Source organism: Mycobacterium sp. E2497 (genome assembly GCF_001668695.1).
Lineage (GTDB): Bacteria > Actinomycetota > Actinomycetes > Mycobacteriales > Mycobacteriaceae > Mycobacterium.
Window position 1 is genome coordinate 23,948 of record NZ_LZKD01000143.1, and the last position, 15,178, is coordinate 39,125.

The window sequence follows — 15,178 nt, forward strand, 5'->3', positions numbered from 1 at the left end:
GCATCGCTCACGCAGCACACTAGCGCGCGCGTCGCAAGATATGGGCGATTGCCGCAAAGCGTTCGACGGGCAGAATGCGCGGCCGTAATTCAACTGAGGCTGCGGACTTATCCTTGGCGCTATGAGCGACGCGTGCGCCGGGGGTTGTGGTGACGGCGCGACCGGCGTGGCCGCCACCCGGCGACCGGAGCGCGATGCCGAGTGGGTACGGGCTGCGCGCAGGGCACGTTGGCTCGCGTGGGCCAGCCTGGCGTGGATGTGCGCGGAGGGCGCGCTCGGGCTCTGGCAAGGGTTCGCCGTCGGCTCCATCTCCCTGATCGGCTGGGCGCTCGGCAGCGCGGTCGAGGGCCTGGCGAGTGTGATCGTCGTGTGGCGGTTCACCGGGGCACGCACGCTGTCGGAGACCTCGGAGCGCCGGGCGCAACGCGGAGTGGCCGTGTCGTTCTGGCTCATCGCGCCTTACATCGCGCTGGAATCTGTCCGGAATCTGGCGGCGGGCAACCGACCGGGCACCACGCTGATCGGGATGGTCCTGACCGCGGTGGCGGTGATCCTGATGCCACTGCTGGGGTGGGCCAAGCGGAGGCTCGGCACGCGCCTGGGCTCGCGGGCCACCGCCGGGGAGGGCACGCAAAACTATTTGTGCGCCGCGCAGTCCGCCGCTGTGCTGTTCACGCTGGCCGTCATGGCGGGATGGCCGGGTGGCTGGTGGCTGGACCCGACGGTCGGGCTGGTGATCGCCGGGTTCGCGGTGCGCGAGGGTTTCGAGGCGTGGCGCGGCGAGGAATGCGGATGCTGATCGTATCGCTAAAAATACTGCGCGGCAACGTGTTTCATCACCTCCCAAGCCGCGGTGCGCGGCGGCGGACGACCGATTAACGTCAGAGTCATGGCGCGGGTCTGTGTGGTCGGCAGCGTCAACATGGACGTGTCGCTGCGCGTCGACGCGCTTCCCCGACCCGGCGAGACGGTGCTGGCTTCGTCGCTGACCCACGCACCGGGCGGCAAGGGCGGCAATCAAGCGGTGGCGGCGGCGCGGGCGGGTGCGCAAGTGCAGTTCGTCGGCGCGGTCGGCGACGACCCGGCCGCCGAACAGTTACGCGCCCACCTGCTGACCAACGGCGTCGGGTTGGACGCAATCGCGGCAACGCGCGGACCGAGCGGCACGGCGATCGTGGTGGTCGATGCCGACGCCGAGAACACCATCGTGGTCGCCCCGGGCGCGAATGGGCGGCTGACGCTGGACTCCCCCGCGGCGCGGACCGCCATCGCCGGCTGCGACGTGTTATTGACGCAACTGGAAATTCCGGTGCGGGCGGCGGTGGCGGCGGCACGCCAGGCCCGCTCGGCCGGAGCGGTCGTCATCGTCAACGCTTCACCGGGCGGGCAGGACCGAAGCTCGTTGTCCGACCTGGCGGCCCACGCCGACGTCGTGATCGCCAACGAAGCCGAGGCCGAAGAGTGGCCATGGCGCCCCACCCACTTGGTGACCACATTGGGGGCGCGCGGCGCGCGGTACGTGGGCGACGACGGCGACTTCGTGGTGCCCGCCCCCACGGTGGCCGCGGTGGACACCACCGGGGCGGGTGACGTGTTCGCCGGGGTGCTGGCCGGGAGCTGGCCGCGCAACCCGGGTTCGCCCGCCCAGCGCCGGCGCGCGTTGGAGCGCGCCTGTGCCGCGGCCGCGCTGGCAACCCTGGCGCACGGCGCCGGCAACTGCGCCCCGGACGCCGAAGCGATCGATGCGGCGCTGCGCGGCGGCCGCTAGCCGGTGTCGCCGCGGACGTCGTGGGCGATTATCAGGCCGTCGCCGGTCTCCATCTCCTCCGCGGTCTGGCTGAGCAGCACGCGGCTGCGACTGGGCGACAGCACGGTCGACACGTAGTGATGCGGGGCCCCGGCCACGAATTCCAGGCGGTTGATGCGGAGCAACGCGGCGCCGATGGCGGTGCCGAGCAGGTGCGCGTTGCGCGGTCCGGCGATCTCGGCGGTGATCTCGTGCCGCACCCGGTCGACGGCGACGCCCGCCTGCGACAGCAACTCGTACAGCGGCGCACGCCGCAACTCCGGCTCGGTCAGCACGCCGGCCAATTCCTGCGGCAGCCAGGCTTCGGTCACCATCAACGGCTCATCGGTCCTGCGCTGACGCCGCACCCGCACGATCTGTAGCAGCTCGCCGGACGTCTCCCCGGACGTTTGCAAGGCCTCCCCGATGGCCCTCGGGGGACGCCGCGTCCCGAGCTCGACGACTTCGACCTTGGTCTCGAATTGCGTCTGCCGCAGGCTCTGCATGAACGAACGCCCGGCCCCCGCAACGCCCGAGACGTCCGCCGGCCCGTGCGGCCGCACGAACGACCCGACGCCGTGCCTGCGCTCGATGTATCCCTGGTGGGCCAGGTCGGCCAGCGCCCGGCGCACGGTGATGCGGGATACCCCGAACTGGTCGCAGAGGGTCTGTTCGGTGGGCAACGCGTCGCCGGGGGCGATGACGCCACGGTCGATCTCGTCGTGCAGGACCAGGAACAGCTGCCGGTGCAGCGGCACCCCGGCCGCGGCCGAGACCGGCCCTGCTCTGCCCTCCTGCACGGTGGTCAATGCTTCCACACGGACTCCCTTGCCAACTCGCTCGAGTTGTTATATGTATATAACAACTCGACATGCCTGGGGGGATCGATGCACGCACCGGCCGCCAGTGACCCGGACGGTCCGACCGGGCGACTTGCCACCTGGGTCGCCGGCCTCACCCTGGACGACGTCCCGCGCGAAATCCTCGACCGGGCGAAGCACCTGCTGCTGGACGGGATCGGATGCGCGCTCGTCGGCGCGCAACTGCCGTGGTCGCGCGTCGCGACCGACGCCGTCCTCGCGCTCGAGGGTCGGGGCGACGCCGTCGTCATCGGCACCGGGCGCACGACCGGGGCGCCCGCGGCCGCGGTACTCAACGGCACCTTCATCCAGGGCTTCGAGCTCGACGACTTCCATCCCCGCGCCCCGCTGCACAGCTGCTCGCTGCTGATTCCGGCGTTGATGGCGACGATGTCCACGCGGCCACGACCCTCGACGGGCGCCGAGGTCCTGCTGGCCGCGGTCGCCGGCTTCGAGGTGGGCCCGCGGGTCGGCTACACGCTGCACGGCACCCAGATGCTGGACCGCGGCTGGCACTCGGGATCGGTTTTCGGCACCCACGCCGCGGCGATGGCGTCCGGAAAGTTACGTGGGCTGCCGCCGGCGCAGTTGGAGGACGCCCTCGGGCTGGCCGGAACCCAGTCGGCGGGGCTGATGGCCGCCCAATACGAGGCCATGAGCAAGCGCATGCATCACGGCCTGGCGGCGCGCAACGGCTTCTACGCGGCGGGGCTGGCGGCGGCGGGTTACACCGGCATCAAGCGGGTGTTCGAACGTGAATACGGCGGGTTTCTCAGCGTTTTCGGCGAGGGCCACGACCCGGACCCCACCGCACTCACCGGGCAACTCGGCCAGCGGTGGGAGACCGCCGTCATCATGGTCAAGTCCTACGCCGCGATGGGCGGCTTGCACGCAGCGATCGACGCCGCGCGGCGGGTGCGCAAGTCGATTGCGCCCCAAGATATTTCGAAGATCGACATCACCGTCGGCGAGACCATCTACAAGCACGGCTGGTGGCGACCGCAACGGCCGCTCACCCCGGTCGGCGCCCAGATGAACATCGGGTACGCGACCGCCGCGGCGCTCCTGGACGGCAACGTGTTGCCGGAACAATTCACCCCTGCCCGTCTCGATTCCGACGACATCTGGTCGCTCATCGCGGCGACGTCGGTGCACCTCGACGAATCACTCACCCACGCCGGCATCACTGAGAAGTTCCGCACCGACGTCGCGGTCACCACCCACGACGGCACGGTCCACCGCGCCCGCGTGGCGTTGCCGCACGGCGCGCCCAACGATCCCGTCACCAACGACGAACTGGTCCGCAAGTTCCACTCGCTCGCCGACCGGGTCATCCGCCGCGCCCGTGCCGAGGCGATCGAGCGGGCGGTGCTCAATCTCGACGACCTCGACGATGTCGACCAACTGACCGATCTGCTCGCGGCCCCGGTCGCGGGCGCCCTGGACTGAAAGGAGAACCATGCCCACCACCCCGGCCCGCCAACGGCTGACGGACTTGCTCGGTGCCGGCGAACTCATCGTCGCCCCAGGCGTTTTCGACGGGATCTCTGCGCACCTGACGAAACGCACCGGCCACGCCGCGGCGTACATGACCGGTGCCGGGGTGGCCGCCTCCGGCTTCGGCTTACCCGACATCGGGCTGGTCACCGCGACCGAGATGGCCGGCCGGGCCGCGATGATCACCGACGCCTTGGGCGACGTTCCGTTGATCGCCGACGCCGATACCGGCTATGGGGCGCCCATGAACGTGGTGCGCACCGTTCGCTCCTACGACGCGGCGGGGGTGGCCGCAGTTCAGTTGGAAGATCAGGTCTTTCCGAAACGGTGCGGCCACCTGCCGGACAAACAGGTGGTCGACGCGGCCGTGTTCGAACAGACCCTCGCCGCGGCGCTGGATGCCCGCTCCGACGACAGCCTGCTCGTGGTGGCCCGCACCGACGCCCGGGCCCCCCTCGGTCTGGACGCGGCCATCGAGCGCGCCAACCGATACGCGCGGGCGGGCGCCGACATCATCTTCGTCGAGGCGCCACAGGACGCCGACGAGATCGAGCGCATCGCACGCGAAGTGGACGCTCCCCTGCTGATCAACCTCGTGCAGGGCGGGCTGACGCCGTTGCAGTCGGCCGCGCGGCTGCAAGAGTTGGGCTACGCCATCGCGATCCACCCGAGCAATCTCTTGGTGCAGGCGACTTTCGGCATGCTGCAGAGCCTTTGCGAACTGAACGGCACCGACATCGCCGGCCACCTACCCACGACGCCCGCCGATTTCTTCAACATGGTGGGGATGGCCGAATGGCTCGAACGCGACGCCCGATACGCCCGGAAGGACCCCTCATGGGCATGACGGTCATCGAGAAGATCTTCGCCCGCAAGGCCGGTCTGCATTCGGTGTCGGCGGGTGACACGGTCGTGGTCGAGGTCGACATGACCGTGCTGATCGACCTGCAGTTCGCCACGATGTGGATCACGCCCAACCGGATCCACGACCCCGACAAGCTGGCGGTGGTCATGGACCACGCCGTGCCGGCGCCGACCATCAAAGACGCCGCGGGCGGCCCACAGGCCCGCCGATTCGTCGCCGACTTCGGCATCACACGCTTCTACGACGTCGGCCGGCACGGCATCTGTCACCAGGTGATCGCGGAGAACGGACTCGCGCGGCCCGGAGAGATCTTGGCCTGCACCGACTCTCACACCTGCGCGGCGGGCGCCTACAACACCGCCGCCCGGGGCCTCGGGCCCGCGGAGGTCTATTCGATCATGTGCACCGGCGCGACGTGGTTTCAGGTCGCGCCCACCATCCGCTACGAACTCGAGGGTGCGAAACCGGAGATGGTCAGCGGCAAAGACGTGTTCTTGCATATCGCCAACGAGTACGGCGACGCCCCGAACCTGAACCTCGAATTCGGCGGCTCCGGCCTGTCCGGCGTCCCGATGCACGATCGGCGCACCATTGCGACCCAGTGCGCCGAGGTCTCCGCCGACTTCGCCACGTTCGAGCCCGACGACGTGTTGACGTCGTTTCTGCACGAGCGCGGCGTCTCCGGATACGACGCTGCCGCGCCGGATCCAGATGCCGGATACCAAGAGATCCGGCGTGTCGACCTGGCGACGCTGGAGCCTTTCGTGGCGCGGCCGGGAACCGTCAGCCGCAACGGACTCCCGGTTTCCCGGCTGGAGCGCCAGAAGATCGACCAGGCCTTCATCGGGTCGTGCGCGAATGGCCAGCTCGAGGACCTCGAGATCGCCGCACGGGTGGTGCGCGGCAAGTCTGTCGCGCCGGGCGTGCGCCTGTTGGTCACGCCCGCCTCCCAGGCGGTGTACCGGGAGGCCATGCGGCTGGGGTACTTGCAGGACCTGGCGGACGCGGGTGCGGTCATCACCAACTCCACCTGCGGCGCGTGCTTCGGCTACCACATGGGTGTGGTCGGTCCCGGCGAGGTGTGCATCACCTCGAGCACCCGCAACTTCACCGGCCGCATGGGCAGCACCGAGGCGGAGATCTTCATGGCGTCACCGGCGACCGTTGCGGCCTCGGCCATCGCCGGACATATCACCGATCCGAGGAGTGTGACGGCATGAGCGTGGTGTTCGGCGGAAGGATCTGGGTGTTCGGGGACAACCTGAACACCGATGCCATGTACCCGGCGTTCGCGATGAAGATGGATCCGCCGGAAGCGGCCAAGCATGTCTTCTACGAGGTCCGCCCCGGTTGGACAGACCAGGTGTCCCCGGGTGACATCGTCGTGGCGGGCAGGAACTTCGGGCTCGGATCTTCCCGGCCCGTCGCGGCCCTTTTTCTCGAGCTCGGCGTCGCGGGACTCGTCGCCGAGGAATTCAACTCGTTGTTCTTCCGCAATGCCGTCAACGCCGGCCTGCCGGCGATGACCGTGCCCGGTGCCACCACCGTGTTCCACGAAGGCGACACGGGAACCTTCGACCTCACCGGCGGCACCTGGCGCAACAACACCACCGGTGCGTCCGGAAGCGTTCCGACCCTTCCCGGGCTCATCCTCGACATCATCGAAAGCGGCGGCGTGCTACCGCGGTTGGTCGAGCAGGGATACCTGCCCAGCGAACTGGGCGACCTCGTGCGGTCGCCCACCGTCGCGATTCGCGGCGCGGGCAGCGGCGCATGACGGCGTTGCCCGGCAGGCTGCTGCGCCGCGTGCGCGCCGGCCCGCGCCGAAGCCCTCTCGCACGGGCCGCGCTCGATGCGCCCGGCTCCATCAGCGTCGGCAGCGCCGCGTTCACCGACGGCGGCGCCATGCCGACCTCCAGCGCCGGCGTGGGCGTCGGAGACAACGTCTCGCCTCCGCTGCGGTGGAGCCCGCCGCCGCCCGGGACCCGGCAGCTGGTGCTCATCATCGATGATGTCGACGTCCCCCTGCCCCGCCCGCTGCTGCACACGGTCGCGGTGATCGACCCGGCACTGGACGGCCTCGACGCCGGCGGGTTGCACCCGGGCGCGGCGGGCATCCGCTGCCTGCGAGCCGATCTGGGCCACCGCGGCTACGCCGGGCCGCGCCCGATCCCCGGGCACGGCCCGCACCACTACCGGTTCCACGTGTTCGCGATCGACCGGGACGTCCCGGACGGCATCACCACGGCCACGGCGCTGCTCGCCGCCATGAGCGGGCACGTGCTGGCCCGCGGTGTGCTGACCGGAACATACGAACGCTGACCCCCCGGCGGTCGGCGCCACCGGCCTGACCTGCGGTTGGCAGTGGTTGGCAGCGTCCGACGTCGATCTGGCAGTGGTTCGCGGGCAGCGTCGGGAGCGATCAGCCATCGACGAAAGGAACATCATGTCCGCGACCACGATTGACCGCACCGGCACCCGGGACGGCCTGCTTCGCCTGGCCATGCGCGCCGACGCCGCCATCAGCGGCGTGGTCGGCCTGGCGGGGATGCCGCTGGCCGGCCGGCTCGCCGAGCTTTCGGGGACCACGCCGACCTTCGAGTACGCCATGGGCGCGTTCTTGATCGGCTACGGCGTTGTCGTGTTCGGGCTCGCCGCCCTGCCTTCGGTGCGCCGGGCGGGTATGGGCGTCATCATCGCCAACCTGGCGTACACGGTGGCCGCCGTGGTTCTGGTGCTCGAAGACGTCTTCCCGTTGACCACGGCCGGCGTCGCGTTGAACCTGGCCGCCGGCGCCTACACGCTGGTGTTCGCCGAACTCCAATACCAAGGCTGGCGCCGCGCGCGGGCCTGAGCCCGGCGCCCTAGGGCCCGCCCGGCAATCCCGCGGGCGGGCCCATCGGCGTGCTACTCCTCGGGAATCTGCCGGTCGATCTCGTCGAGCCAGATGCGCGCGGACATGTCCGACGGGGCCCGCCAGTCACCGCGGGGCGACAGCGCGCCTCCGTGCGACACCTTGGGCCCGTTGGGCAGCGCCGAGCGTTTGAATTGGCTGAACGAGTAGAACCGCTGCACGAAAACCCCCAGCCAGTGCCGGATCTCCTTCAGCGAGTAGGTCGGTCGCTTGTCGTCGGGGAATCCCGGCGGCCAGTTGCCCCGGTCCGGGTCGCTCCACGCATGCCAGGCCAGAAACGCGATCTTCGAGGGCCGGAATCCGTACCGCAGCACGTGGAAGAGCGAAAAATCTTGCAGGGCATACGGTCCGACCTTGTCCTCGCTGCTCTGCAGTTCTTCCTCTTCGCCTTTCGGGACGAGTTCCGGGGAGATCTCGGTGTCCAGCACCGACTGCAGCACGTCGGCGACGTCGGAGGAGAACTGGCCGGACGAGATGACCCAGCGGATCAGATGCTGGATCAGCGTCTTCGGGACACCGCCGTTGACGTTGTAGTGCGACATCTGGTCGCCCACCCCGTACGTCGACCAGCCCAGCCCGATTTCGGAAAGGTCGCCGGTGCCCAGCACGATGCCGCCGCGCTGGTTGGCCAGCCGGAACAGGTAGTCGGTGCGCAGCCCCGCCTGCACGTTCTCGAAGGTGACGTCGTAGACCTTCTCCCCGCGCCCGAACGGGTGGTCCATCTCCTTGAACATCACCATTGCGGTCTCGGTGATGTCGATTTCGGAGAAGGTGACCCCCAGTGCGCGGCACAGCTCGATGGCGTTGCGCTTGGTGCGATCGCCCGTCGCGAAGCCGGGGAGCGTGAACGCCAGAATGTCGCTGCGCGGCCGCCCTTCCCGATCCATGGCGCGTGCCGCAACGATGAGCGCGTGCGTCGAGTCCAGGCCACCGGAGATGCCGATGACGATCTTCGGGTAGTCCAGCGCGCGCAGCCGCTGCTCGAGCCCCGACACCTGGATGTTGTAGGCCTCGTAGCAATCCTGTTCCAGCCGTTCGCGATTCGCGGGCACGAACGGGAAACGCTCGACATCGCGGCGCAATCCGATGTCGCCGGCCGGCGGGTCCAGCCGGAACCCGACACGCCGGAACGACTCGGCCGACCCGCGGTGGTGGCGCCGGTTGTCGTCGAATGTGCCCATGCGCAGCCGTTCTGAGCGCAGCAGATCGATGTCGACATCGGCGATGCTGCGCCGCTCCCCCTTCGGGAAGCGCTCGGAGGAGGCCAGCAGTTCGCCGTTCTCCCACACCATCGTCTGACCGTCCCAGGCCAGGTCGGTGGTCGATTCTCCCTCCCCCGCGGCGGCGTAGACGTAGGCGGCCAGACACCGCGCCGACGCCGAGCGGGCCAACAGGCAGCGGTCCTCGGCGCGGCCGATCGTGATGGGGCTGCCGGAGAGGTTGGCCAGTACGGTCGCGCCCGCCAGCGCTGCCTCCGCGCTGGGCGGGATCGGCACGAACATGTCCTCGCAGATTTCGACGTGCAGCACGAAGTCGGGGATATCCGATGCGGCGAACAGCAAGTCGGGGCCGAAGGGGACGTCGGCGTCACAGAGCCGGATGGTGCCGCGCTCGTCGTCTCCGGCCGCGATCTGGCGGCGCTCGTAGAACTCTCGGTAGGTGGGCAGGTACGACTTGGGCACCACCCCGAGCACCGCGCCGCGGTGGATGACCACGGCGGTGTTGTAGATGCGCTGCCGGTACCGCAGCGGAGCACCGACGACCAGGACCGGCAGCAGATCGGTCGAGGCGGCGACGATGTTCTCGACGGCGCCGGTGACGTCGTCGAGCAGTAGGTCCTGCATGACGATGTCCTCGATGGAGTATCCGGACAACGTCAACTCCGGGAACACGGACACCGCGACACCGTCGTCGTGGCACGCGCGCGCCAACCGTAAGACCGAGTCCGCGTTGGCCGCCGGATCGGCGATCGCGGTGTGGTGCGTACACGCGGCGACCCGGACGAAACCCTGGCTGTAAGCGTTGTAAAAGTCCATCGCCCTTCCATTGTCGCCTGACCTGTGTCAACCCGTGGCCGCCGGGTATCCCCTCCATCATGAGCGATACTGCCGTGATCGTGGTCGACATGATGAACACCTATCAGCATCCCGATGCTGAGGAACTAATACCCAATGTCGCCAACATCATCGACCCGCTGGCCGACTTGGTCCGGCGCGCACGCGAATCCGACGCCGTCGACCTGGTGTACGTCAACGACAACTACGGCGACTTCGCGGCCCAGTTCTCCGACATCGTCGGCTCCGCGCTCGACGGGGCGCGGCCGGATCTGGTCAAGCCGATCGTTCCGGCCGGGGACTGCCGCGTGATGACCAAGGTGCGGCACAGCGCCTTCTACGCGACCGCGCTGGCGTATCTGCTCAACCGGCTCGAGACCAAGCGGCTGGTCATCACCGGCCAGGTCACCGAGCAGTGCATCCTCTATACCGCACTCGACGCCTACGTCCGCCACTTCCCCGTCGTGATCGCGAGCGACGCCGTCGCCCACATCGACCCCGATCTAGGCGCGGCCGCGCTGAAGATGATGGAACAGAACATGTCGGCCGAGCTCACCACCGCGGCCGACTGCCTGGGTTAGTCGGCCCGCCATCAATCGGGCGACGAAATCGGTGGCGGAAGCACCCGTCGGGCCGCCCGTGTCGTCAGCCTCGGTGATGGGTCCCACCCGCGACAGCTGCAAGAAGATACCGGTGATTGCCAGTCGCGGGTCGCCCAGCACAGGTGCGAAAGGCGACAGCCAGCCCAGTGCCAGGCGGGGGGCCGCCACCAACGCGTGCGCGAAGAGCACCCGCACCAGCACCACGTTGATGAAGAAGCGTTCGACGCGCGATTCGGTGTGGGCCAGCTCTTGATTGTCGAGGTAGCCCCTCACGATGATCGCGTTGTGAGCCCGATACCACGTCCGCACCGACGGTTGGCGAATGAAGGTCACCGCGTCGGCGACGCTCGATGAGGATATGGGACCGCCCATTCCGAGCACGTGGGCGCGCGCCTCGGCGGTATCGCGCAAGAGCCGGTCGTTGACCGCCCGCCACCACGGACTGCCTGGCGCTCCGGCGTCCGCCGGGTTCAGGACTCCCCGACGCAACTCCCAGCCCATGAACGCCAGCGCCGCGCGTCGGTAGGGCAGCCGCCGCGCGTCCCATCCTGGTGGCGTCTCGTAGAGCGAACGCAGTAACGCCAGGCGCGCCGTCGGGTCCTCACGTACCGAAGCGACCTGCTCAGCGGCATGCTCGGCGGCGGTGGGCATGCCGCTAAATCAACCACATTCCACCGGTTTCCGTACCCTCGAAGAGGTGACCCCCCGCCGCGCCGAATCGCCGGAACTGGTCGCGCTGCTGGCCGGTCGCCGGATCGCGGTGCTGACGGGCGCGGGCCTGTCCACCGACTCCGGCATCCCGGACTACCGCGGACCCGATTCGCCGCCCAGCAACCCGATGACGATCCGCCAGTTCACCTCGGACGCCGTCTTTCGGCAGCGGTACTGGGCGCGAAACCACGTCGGTTGGCGGCACATGGACGACACGCTGCCCAACGCCGGCCACCGGGCGCTGGCGGCATTGGAACACGCCGCGGCGGTGACGGGGCTGATCACGCAGAACGTCGACCTGCTGCACACCAAGGCCGGCAGCCGCAACGTCATCAACCTGCACGGCACCTACGCCCAGGTGGTCTGCCTGAACTGCGGGTACATCATGTGCCGCGCCGCTCTTGCCGAACGGCTGGAAGAGCTCAACCCCGGATTCGCCGAGCGCGCGGAAGCGGTCGGCGGTCTCGCGGTGGCACCCGACGCCGACGCCGTCGTCGCCGATACCACGTCGTTCCGGTATCTCGACTGCCCCCGCTGCGGCGGCATCCTCAAGCCGGACATCGTCTACTTCGGCGAGAGCGTCGCCAAAGGTGTTGTTGATCAGGCCTATTCACTGATATCCGAAGCCGACGCGCTGCTGGTCGCCGGCTCGTCGCTGACGGTGTTCTCCGGCTATCGGTTCGTGCGTCACGCCGCCGCGCTGGGCATGCCGATCGCGATCATCAACCGGGGGCGGACCCGCGCGGACGACCTGGCGACCGTCAAGGTCGACGGGGGCTGCTCCGAGCTGCTGGCGCTGCTTGCTGACGAATTGTTACCGATGACAACGCATTAGAAGGTGCACGGCATGCTGCGGACGGCGTGAATGAAGTTGCCCGCCACGTAAGTCGGGTCGCCGGCCTGGATTTCGGGCAGCTGGCGCAACAGCTCGCCGAAGATGGCGCGCAGCTGCGCCCGGGCCACATGGGCGCCGAGGCAGAAGTGCACGCCGCCGCCGCCGAAGCCGACGTGCGGATTGGGGCTGCGGCTCAGGTCGAAGCGCTCCGGGTGGTCGAACGCCTCGGTGTCCCAGTTGCCGGACGGATAGAACATGACGACCTTCTCCCCCGCCCGGATCCGCTGGCCGCCTAACTCGAAATCCGTTGCGGCCGTGCGACGGAAGGTCATGACCGGACTGGCCCAGCGGACGAACTCCTCGACGGCGGTTCCGATCCGGTTGTCGAAGTCCTCCACTAGCCACGCCCGTTGATCCCCGAAGTCGGTGAGCGCCCTCATGGCGTGGCTGGTGGTTTGGCGGGTGGTGTCGTTGGCGGCCACGGAAAGCAGCACGAAGAATGCGGCCACCTCGGCGTCGGTCAGCCGGTCGCCGTCGACCTCGGCGTTGACCAGGCCGCTGAACAGGTCGTCGCCGGGACGCTCGCGGCGCTCGGCGGCCAACGAGCCGGCGATTTGGTGCAGGTACACCTGGTTTTCGACCAGCACCTCCAGCGGGTTGCGACCGTCGAGGTAGACCGGGTCCGCCCAGGACACCAGCGCATCGGCGGCCCGCGCCACGTGCTCTCGCTCCGATTCCGGGATCCCCACCATGTCCGACAAGGTTCGGATCGGCAGTTGCTTGGCGCAGTGGTCGACGAAGTCGGCCCCGCTACCGGCCGCGCGCAGCTCTTCGACGATGGCCTTGGCGTTCGCCCTGATCGAGTCCTCGATGCGGCGGATCTGCCTCGGGGTGAACGCGGCGCTGACGAGCTTGCGTAGCTTGGTGTGTCGCGGCGGATCCATCGCCAGGAACGACTGGGACGCTTCGAGCAACTCGACCGGGATGTTCTCGAACATCACACCGTGGCCGGACAGGAACACCTCGTTGTTGCGGCTGGCCGAGACGATGTCGGCGCGTCGCGTGACCGCCCAGTAGCCCGGATCCTGCGGATCGGGCATCAGGGCGTCCTCCACGGGTGGGTGCCAGCTCACCGGCCGCTCGGCCCGCAGCACCGCGAACGCGCGTTCCCGGTCGGCCGCGGTCGTGGACCAAAACGCGCGCGAGGACAGGTCGATGGGGTCATAGGCCCGGCCGGGCCGCTCGGCGCCCGACGTCCCGGTCATCACGGTCATGGCCCACCTCCGTTGTGTATGACCCCGGTCACAGATCGTCAGCGACACTATTCCTAGACATAGTGTCTAGTCAAGTTGTCAAACGGAGTTCTATGCTGGGCCAATGCCATCGGTCACCAGGAAGCCGCAGGCCAGCCGCGAGCATGGACGTCAGCAGCGGCGAGAGCAGATCGAGCGACGGCTGTTGGACGCCACCGAGCGGCTGATGCGCGGCGGCGCCAGTTTCACCGAACTGAGCGTCGACCGGCTGTCGACCGAAGCCGGCATATCCCGCGCGAGCTTCTACATCTACTTCGAGGACAAGGGCCACCTGCTGCGCCGCCTGGCCAACCAGGTGTTCACCGACCTCGCCGCCAGCGCGGACCGGTGGTGGAGTGTGGCCGGGCGGCGCGATCCTGGCGACGTCCGCGCCGCGATGGACGGCATCGTCGCCAGCTATCGGCGTCACCAACCGGTGTTGGTCGCCCTCAACGAGACGGCGGGCTACGACCCGCTGGTCGCCGCGACCTATCGCAACCTGTTGACCGCTGTCACGGGGCGGATGACCCGGGTCATCGAAGAGGGTCAGGCCGACGGCTCGATCCGGCCGGAGTTGCCCGCGGCCACCACGGCCAGCGCGCTGACGTGGATGGTCGAGCGCGCGTGCCAGCAGGACCTTCCGGCGAAGCCGCTCGACTACGACGCGGAACTGGCCGCCACGCTGGCCGAAATCGTCTGGGGAGCCCTCTATCTCAAGAGCGCTTCGGCGCACTGATGCGGCAGTGGCCCGGCGGGCATAACCAGCCCTGTGACCGGAACAACATAGTTAGTGCCCTATCTATTCGCGTACCATGCGAATATGGCATCGCCGGCCGCGCCCGACATCGACCCGCTTTCCCTGGAACAGCAGGTCTGTTTCGCGCTGAGCGTGACCAACCGCGCCGTGTTGGCGGTCTACCGGCCGCTGCTGGAGCCGTTGGGGCTGACCCATCCCCAGTATCTGGTGATGCTGACGCTCTGGGATCATCAGAAATCGGCGCCGGGGCAGCGCAAACCGCTGTCGGTCAAGGAGATCGCAGCCACGCTGCAGATGGATTCGGCCACGCTGTCGCCGATGCTCAAGCGCTTGGAGGCCCTCGGTCTGATCACCCGTACACGAAGCACCGTCGATGAGCGCTCCACCGAAGTCAAACTCACCGACAGCGGCACCGCCCTACGTCGGCGTGCGTGCAAGATTCCGCCCGCCGTGGTCGAGCGTCTCGGTGTCGACATCGACGAACTTCGGCACCTGCATCAGGTGCTCACCCGCATCAACGCGGCCGCCTTGGCAGCGGGCGCATTGCAGTCCTGACCCCCTCATAGGAGCCGCCATGACCACCGCCAAGACCAAACCCAACATTTGGCAACACATCGCCTATTCCTACGGCCGGACCCTGCCCAGCTCGATGCGCGACTGGGTCGCCAACGACCTGGCGGGCAAAGGCGCCGTGCGCCGGCACATGATCCGGTGGGCCATACCACCGCTGTTCGTTCTCGCGCCCTTCTGGCTACTGCCCGCTTCGCTGTATGTGCATAGCGAGATGACGGTGCCGCTCTACATCTGGGCACTGCTCATCTCGCTTGCGCTGAACAAGGTTTGGCGTCGACACCGGCTGGCGCAGCACGGCCTCGACCCGAACCTGGTCGACGTGATCAAGAACAAGAAACAAGCGAAGATGCACGAGGACTACGCGCGCCGTTTCGGGCCGCGCCCGGAATCGGCGGCGTGGCAGGACAACAGCAACCCGTTCAGCTGACGGGC

Annotated in this window: 17 protein-coding genes; 13 read left to right on the top strand and 4 right to left on the bottom strand. The window is 68.6% G+C overall.

Annotation, left to right across the window (positions count from 1 at the left end):
* The first annotated feature begins 121 nt into the window (after positions 1-121).
* Complete coding sequence (locus tag A5713_RS12890) at positions 122-799, top strand: cation transporter (RefSeq protein ID WP_082972931.1); 678 nt, start codon at positions 122-124, stop codon at positions 797-799.
* 90 nt (positions 800-889) lie between these two features.
* Positions 890-1,768 (top strand): PfkB family carbohydrate kinase, encoded by an 879-nt coding sequence (locus A5713_RS12895; protein ID WP_067919136.1) that lies wholly within the window; start codon positions 890-892, stop codon positions 1,766-1,768.
* Here the strand turns inward: A5713_RS12895 and A5713_RS12900 are convergent.
* Positions 1,765-2,604, bottom strand: a complete 840-nt coding sequence (locus A5713_RS12900; RefSeq protein ID WP_068096000.1) for a GntR family transcriptional regulator — start codon at positions 2,602-2,604, stop codon at positions 1,765-1,767. The two genes, A5713_RS12895 and A5713_RS12900, sit on opposite strands and share 4 nt — an antisense overlap.
* A 69-nt stretch (positions 2,605-2,673) precedes the next feature.
* Here A5713_RS12900 and A5713_RS12905 point away from each other — a divergent pair, with 69 nt between their 5' ends.
* The 6 genes from A5713_RS12905 to A5713_RS12930 all read left to right on the top strand — a co-directional run bounded on the left by A5713_RS12905 (position 2,674) and on the right by A5713_RS12930 (position 7,862).
* Positions 2,674-4,095, top strand: a complete 1,422-nt coding sequence (locus A5713_RS12905; RefSeq protein WP_068096002.1) for an MmgE/PrpD family protein — start codon at positions 2,674-2,676, stop codon at positions 4,093-4,095.
* 10 nt (positions 4,096-4,105) lie between these two features.
* Positions 4,106-4,990, top strand: a complete 885-nt coding sequence (locus A5713_RS12910) for an oxaloacetate decarboxylase (RefSeq protein ID WP_068096004.1) — start codon at positions 4,106-4,108, stop codon at positions 4,988-4,990.
* On the top strand, positions 4,981-6,228 hold the full coding sequence (locus tag A5713_RS12915) for an aconitase/3-isopropylmalate dehydratase large subunit family protein (RefSeq protein ID WP_068096006.1): 1,248 nt from the start codon (positions 4,981-4,983) through the stop codon (positions 6,226-6,228). Before A5713_RS12910 ends, A5713_RS12915 begins: the two co-directional genes overlap by 10 nt.
* The gene (locus A5713_RS12920) at positions 6,225-6,785 is read left to right on the top strand and encodes a 3-isopropylmalate dehydratase (RefSeq protein WP_067919125.1); all 561 of its coding nucleotides are present in this window, start codon (positions 6,225-6,227) and stop codon (positions 6,783-6,785) included. Before A5713_RS12915 ends, A5713_RS12920 begins: the two co-directional genes overlap by 4 nt.
* A complete protein-coding gene (locus tag A5713_RS12925) occupies positions 6,782-7,330 on the top strand; it encodes a YbhB/YbcL family Raf kinase inhibitor-like protein (protein WP_068096008.1) in 549 nt (182 codons plus the stop codon). The genes A5713_RS12920 and A5713_RS12925 overlap by 4 nt, the downstream gene beginning before the upstream one ends.
* A 124-nt stretch (positions 7,331-7,454) precedes the next feature.
* Positions 7,455-7,862, top strand: coding sequence for a hypothetical protein (locus A5713_RS12930; RefSeq protein ID WP_068096010.1), 408 nt, complete (start codon positions 7,455-7,457; stop codon positions 7,860-7,862).
* A 53-nt stretch (positions 7,863-7,915) separates the two neighbouring features.
* On the opposite strand, the gene A5713_RS12935 is transcribed toward A5713_RS12930, so the two are convergent.
* Positions 7,916-9,958 (bottom strand): NAD(+) synthase, encoded by a 2,043-nt coding sequence (locus A5713_RS12935; RefSeq protein ID WP_068096012.1) that lies wholly within the window; start codon positions 9,956-9,958, stop codon positions 7,916-7,918.
* Between the two features lie 59 nt (positions 9,959-10,017).
* Between A5713_RS12935 and A5713_RS12940 the strand changes: the two genes are divergently transcribed.
* Complete coding sequence (locus A5713_RS12940; RefSeq protein ID WP_067919118.1) at positions 10,018-10,557, top strand: cysteine hydrolase family protein; 540 nt, start codon at positions 10,018-10,020, stop codon at positions 10,555-10,557.
* Here A5713_RS12940 and A5713_RS12945 read toward each other — a convergent pair.
* A complete protein-coding gene (locus A5713_RS12945) occupies positions 10,480-11,229 on the bottom strand; it encodes a hypothetical protein (protein ID WP_197516366.1) in 750 nt (249 codons plus the stop codon). The two genes, A5713_RS12940 and A5713_RS12945, sit on opposite strands and share 78 nt — an antisense overlap.
* A gap of 46 nt (positions 11,230-11,275) precedes the next feature.
* On the opposite strand from A5713_RS12945, the gene A5713_RS12950 reads away from it, so the two are divergent.
* Positions 11,276-12,124 (top strand): NAD-dependent protein deacetylase, encoded by an 849-nt coding sequence (locus tag A5713_RS12950; RefSeq protein ID WP_068096014.1) that lies wholly within the window; start codon positions 11,276-11,278, stop codon positions 12,122-12,124.
* Here the strand turns inward: A5713_RS12950 and A5713_RS12955 are convergent.
* Positions 12,121-13,398, bottom strand: a complete 1,278-nt coding sequence (locus A5713_RS12955) for a cytochrome P450 (protein ID WP_068096015.1) — start codon at positions 13,396-13,398, stop codon at positions 12,121-12,123. The two genes, A5713_RS12950 and A5713_RS12955, sit on opposite strands and share 4 nt — an antisense overlap.
* A 103-nt stretch (positions 13,399-13,501) precedes the next feature.
* Here A5713_RS12955 and A5713_RS12960 point away from each other — a divergent pair, with 103 nt between their 5' ends.
* From A5713_RS12960 to A5713_RS12970, 3 genes are all read left to right on the top strand, one after another.
* On the top strand, positions 13,502-14,152 hold the full coding sequence (locus A5713_RS12960) for a TetR/AcrR family transcriptional regulator (RefSeq protein ID WP_068096017.1): 651 nt from the start codon (positions 13,502-13,504) through the stop codon (positions 14,150-14,152).
* Between the two features lie 84 nt (positions 14,153-14,236).
* Positions 14,237-14,728: a MarR family winged helix-turn-helix transcriptional regulator gene (locus tag A5713_RS12965; protein ID WP_067919109.1), complete on the top strand. Its 492-nt coding sequence runs from the start codon at positions 14,237-14,239 to the stop codon at positions 14,726-14,728.
* Positions 14,729-14,747: 19 nt separating this feature from the next.
* Positions 14,748-15,173 (top strand): DUF5313 domain-containing protein, encoded by a 426-nt coding sequence (locus A5713_RS12970; RefSeq protein ID WP_068096019.1) that lies wholly within the window; start codon positions 14,748-14,750, stop codon positions 15,171-15,173.
* The last annotated feature ends 5 nt before the right edge of the window (positions 15,174-15,178 follow it).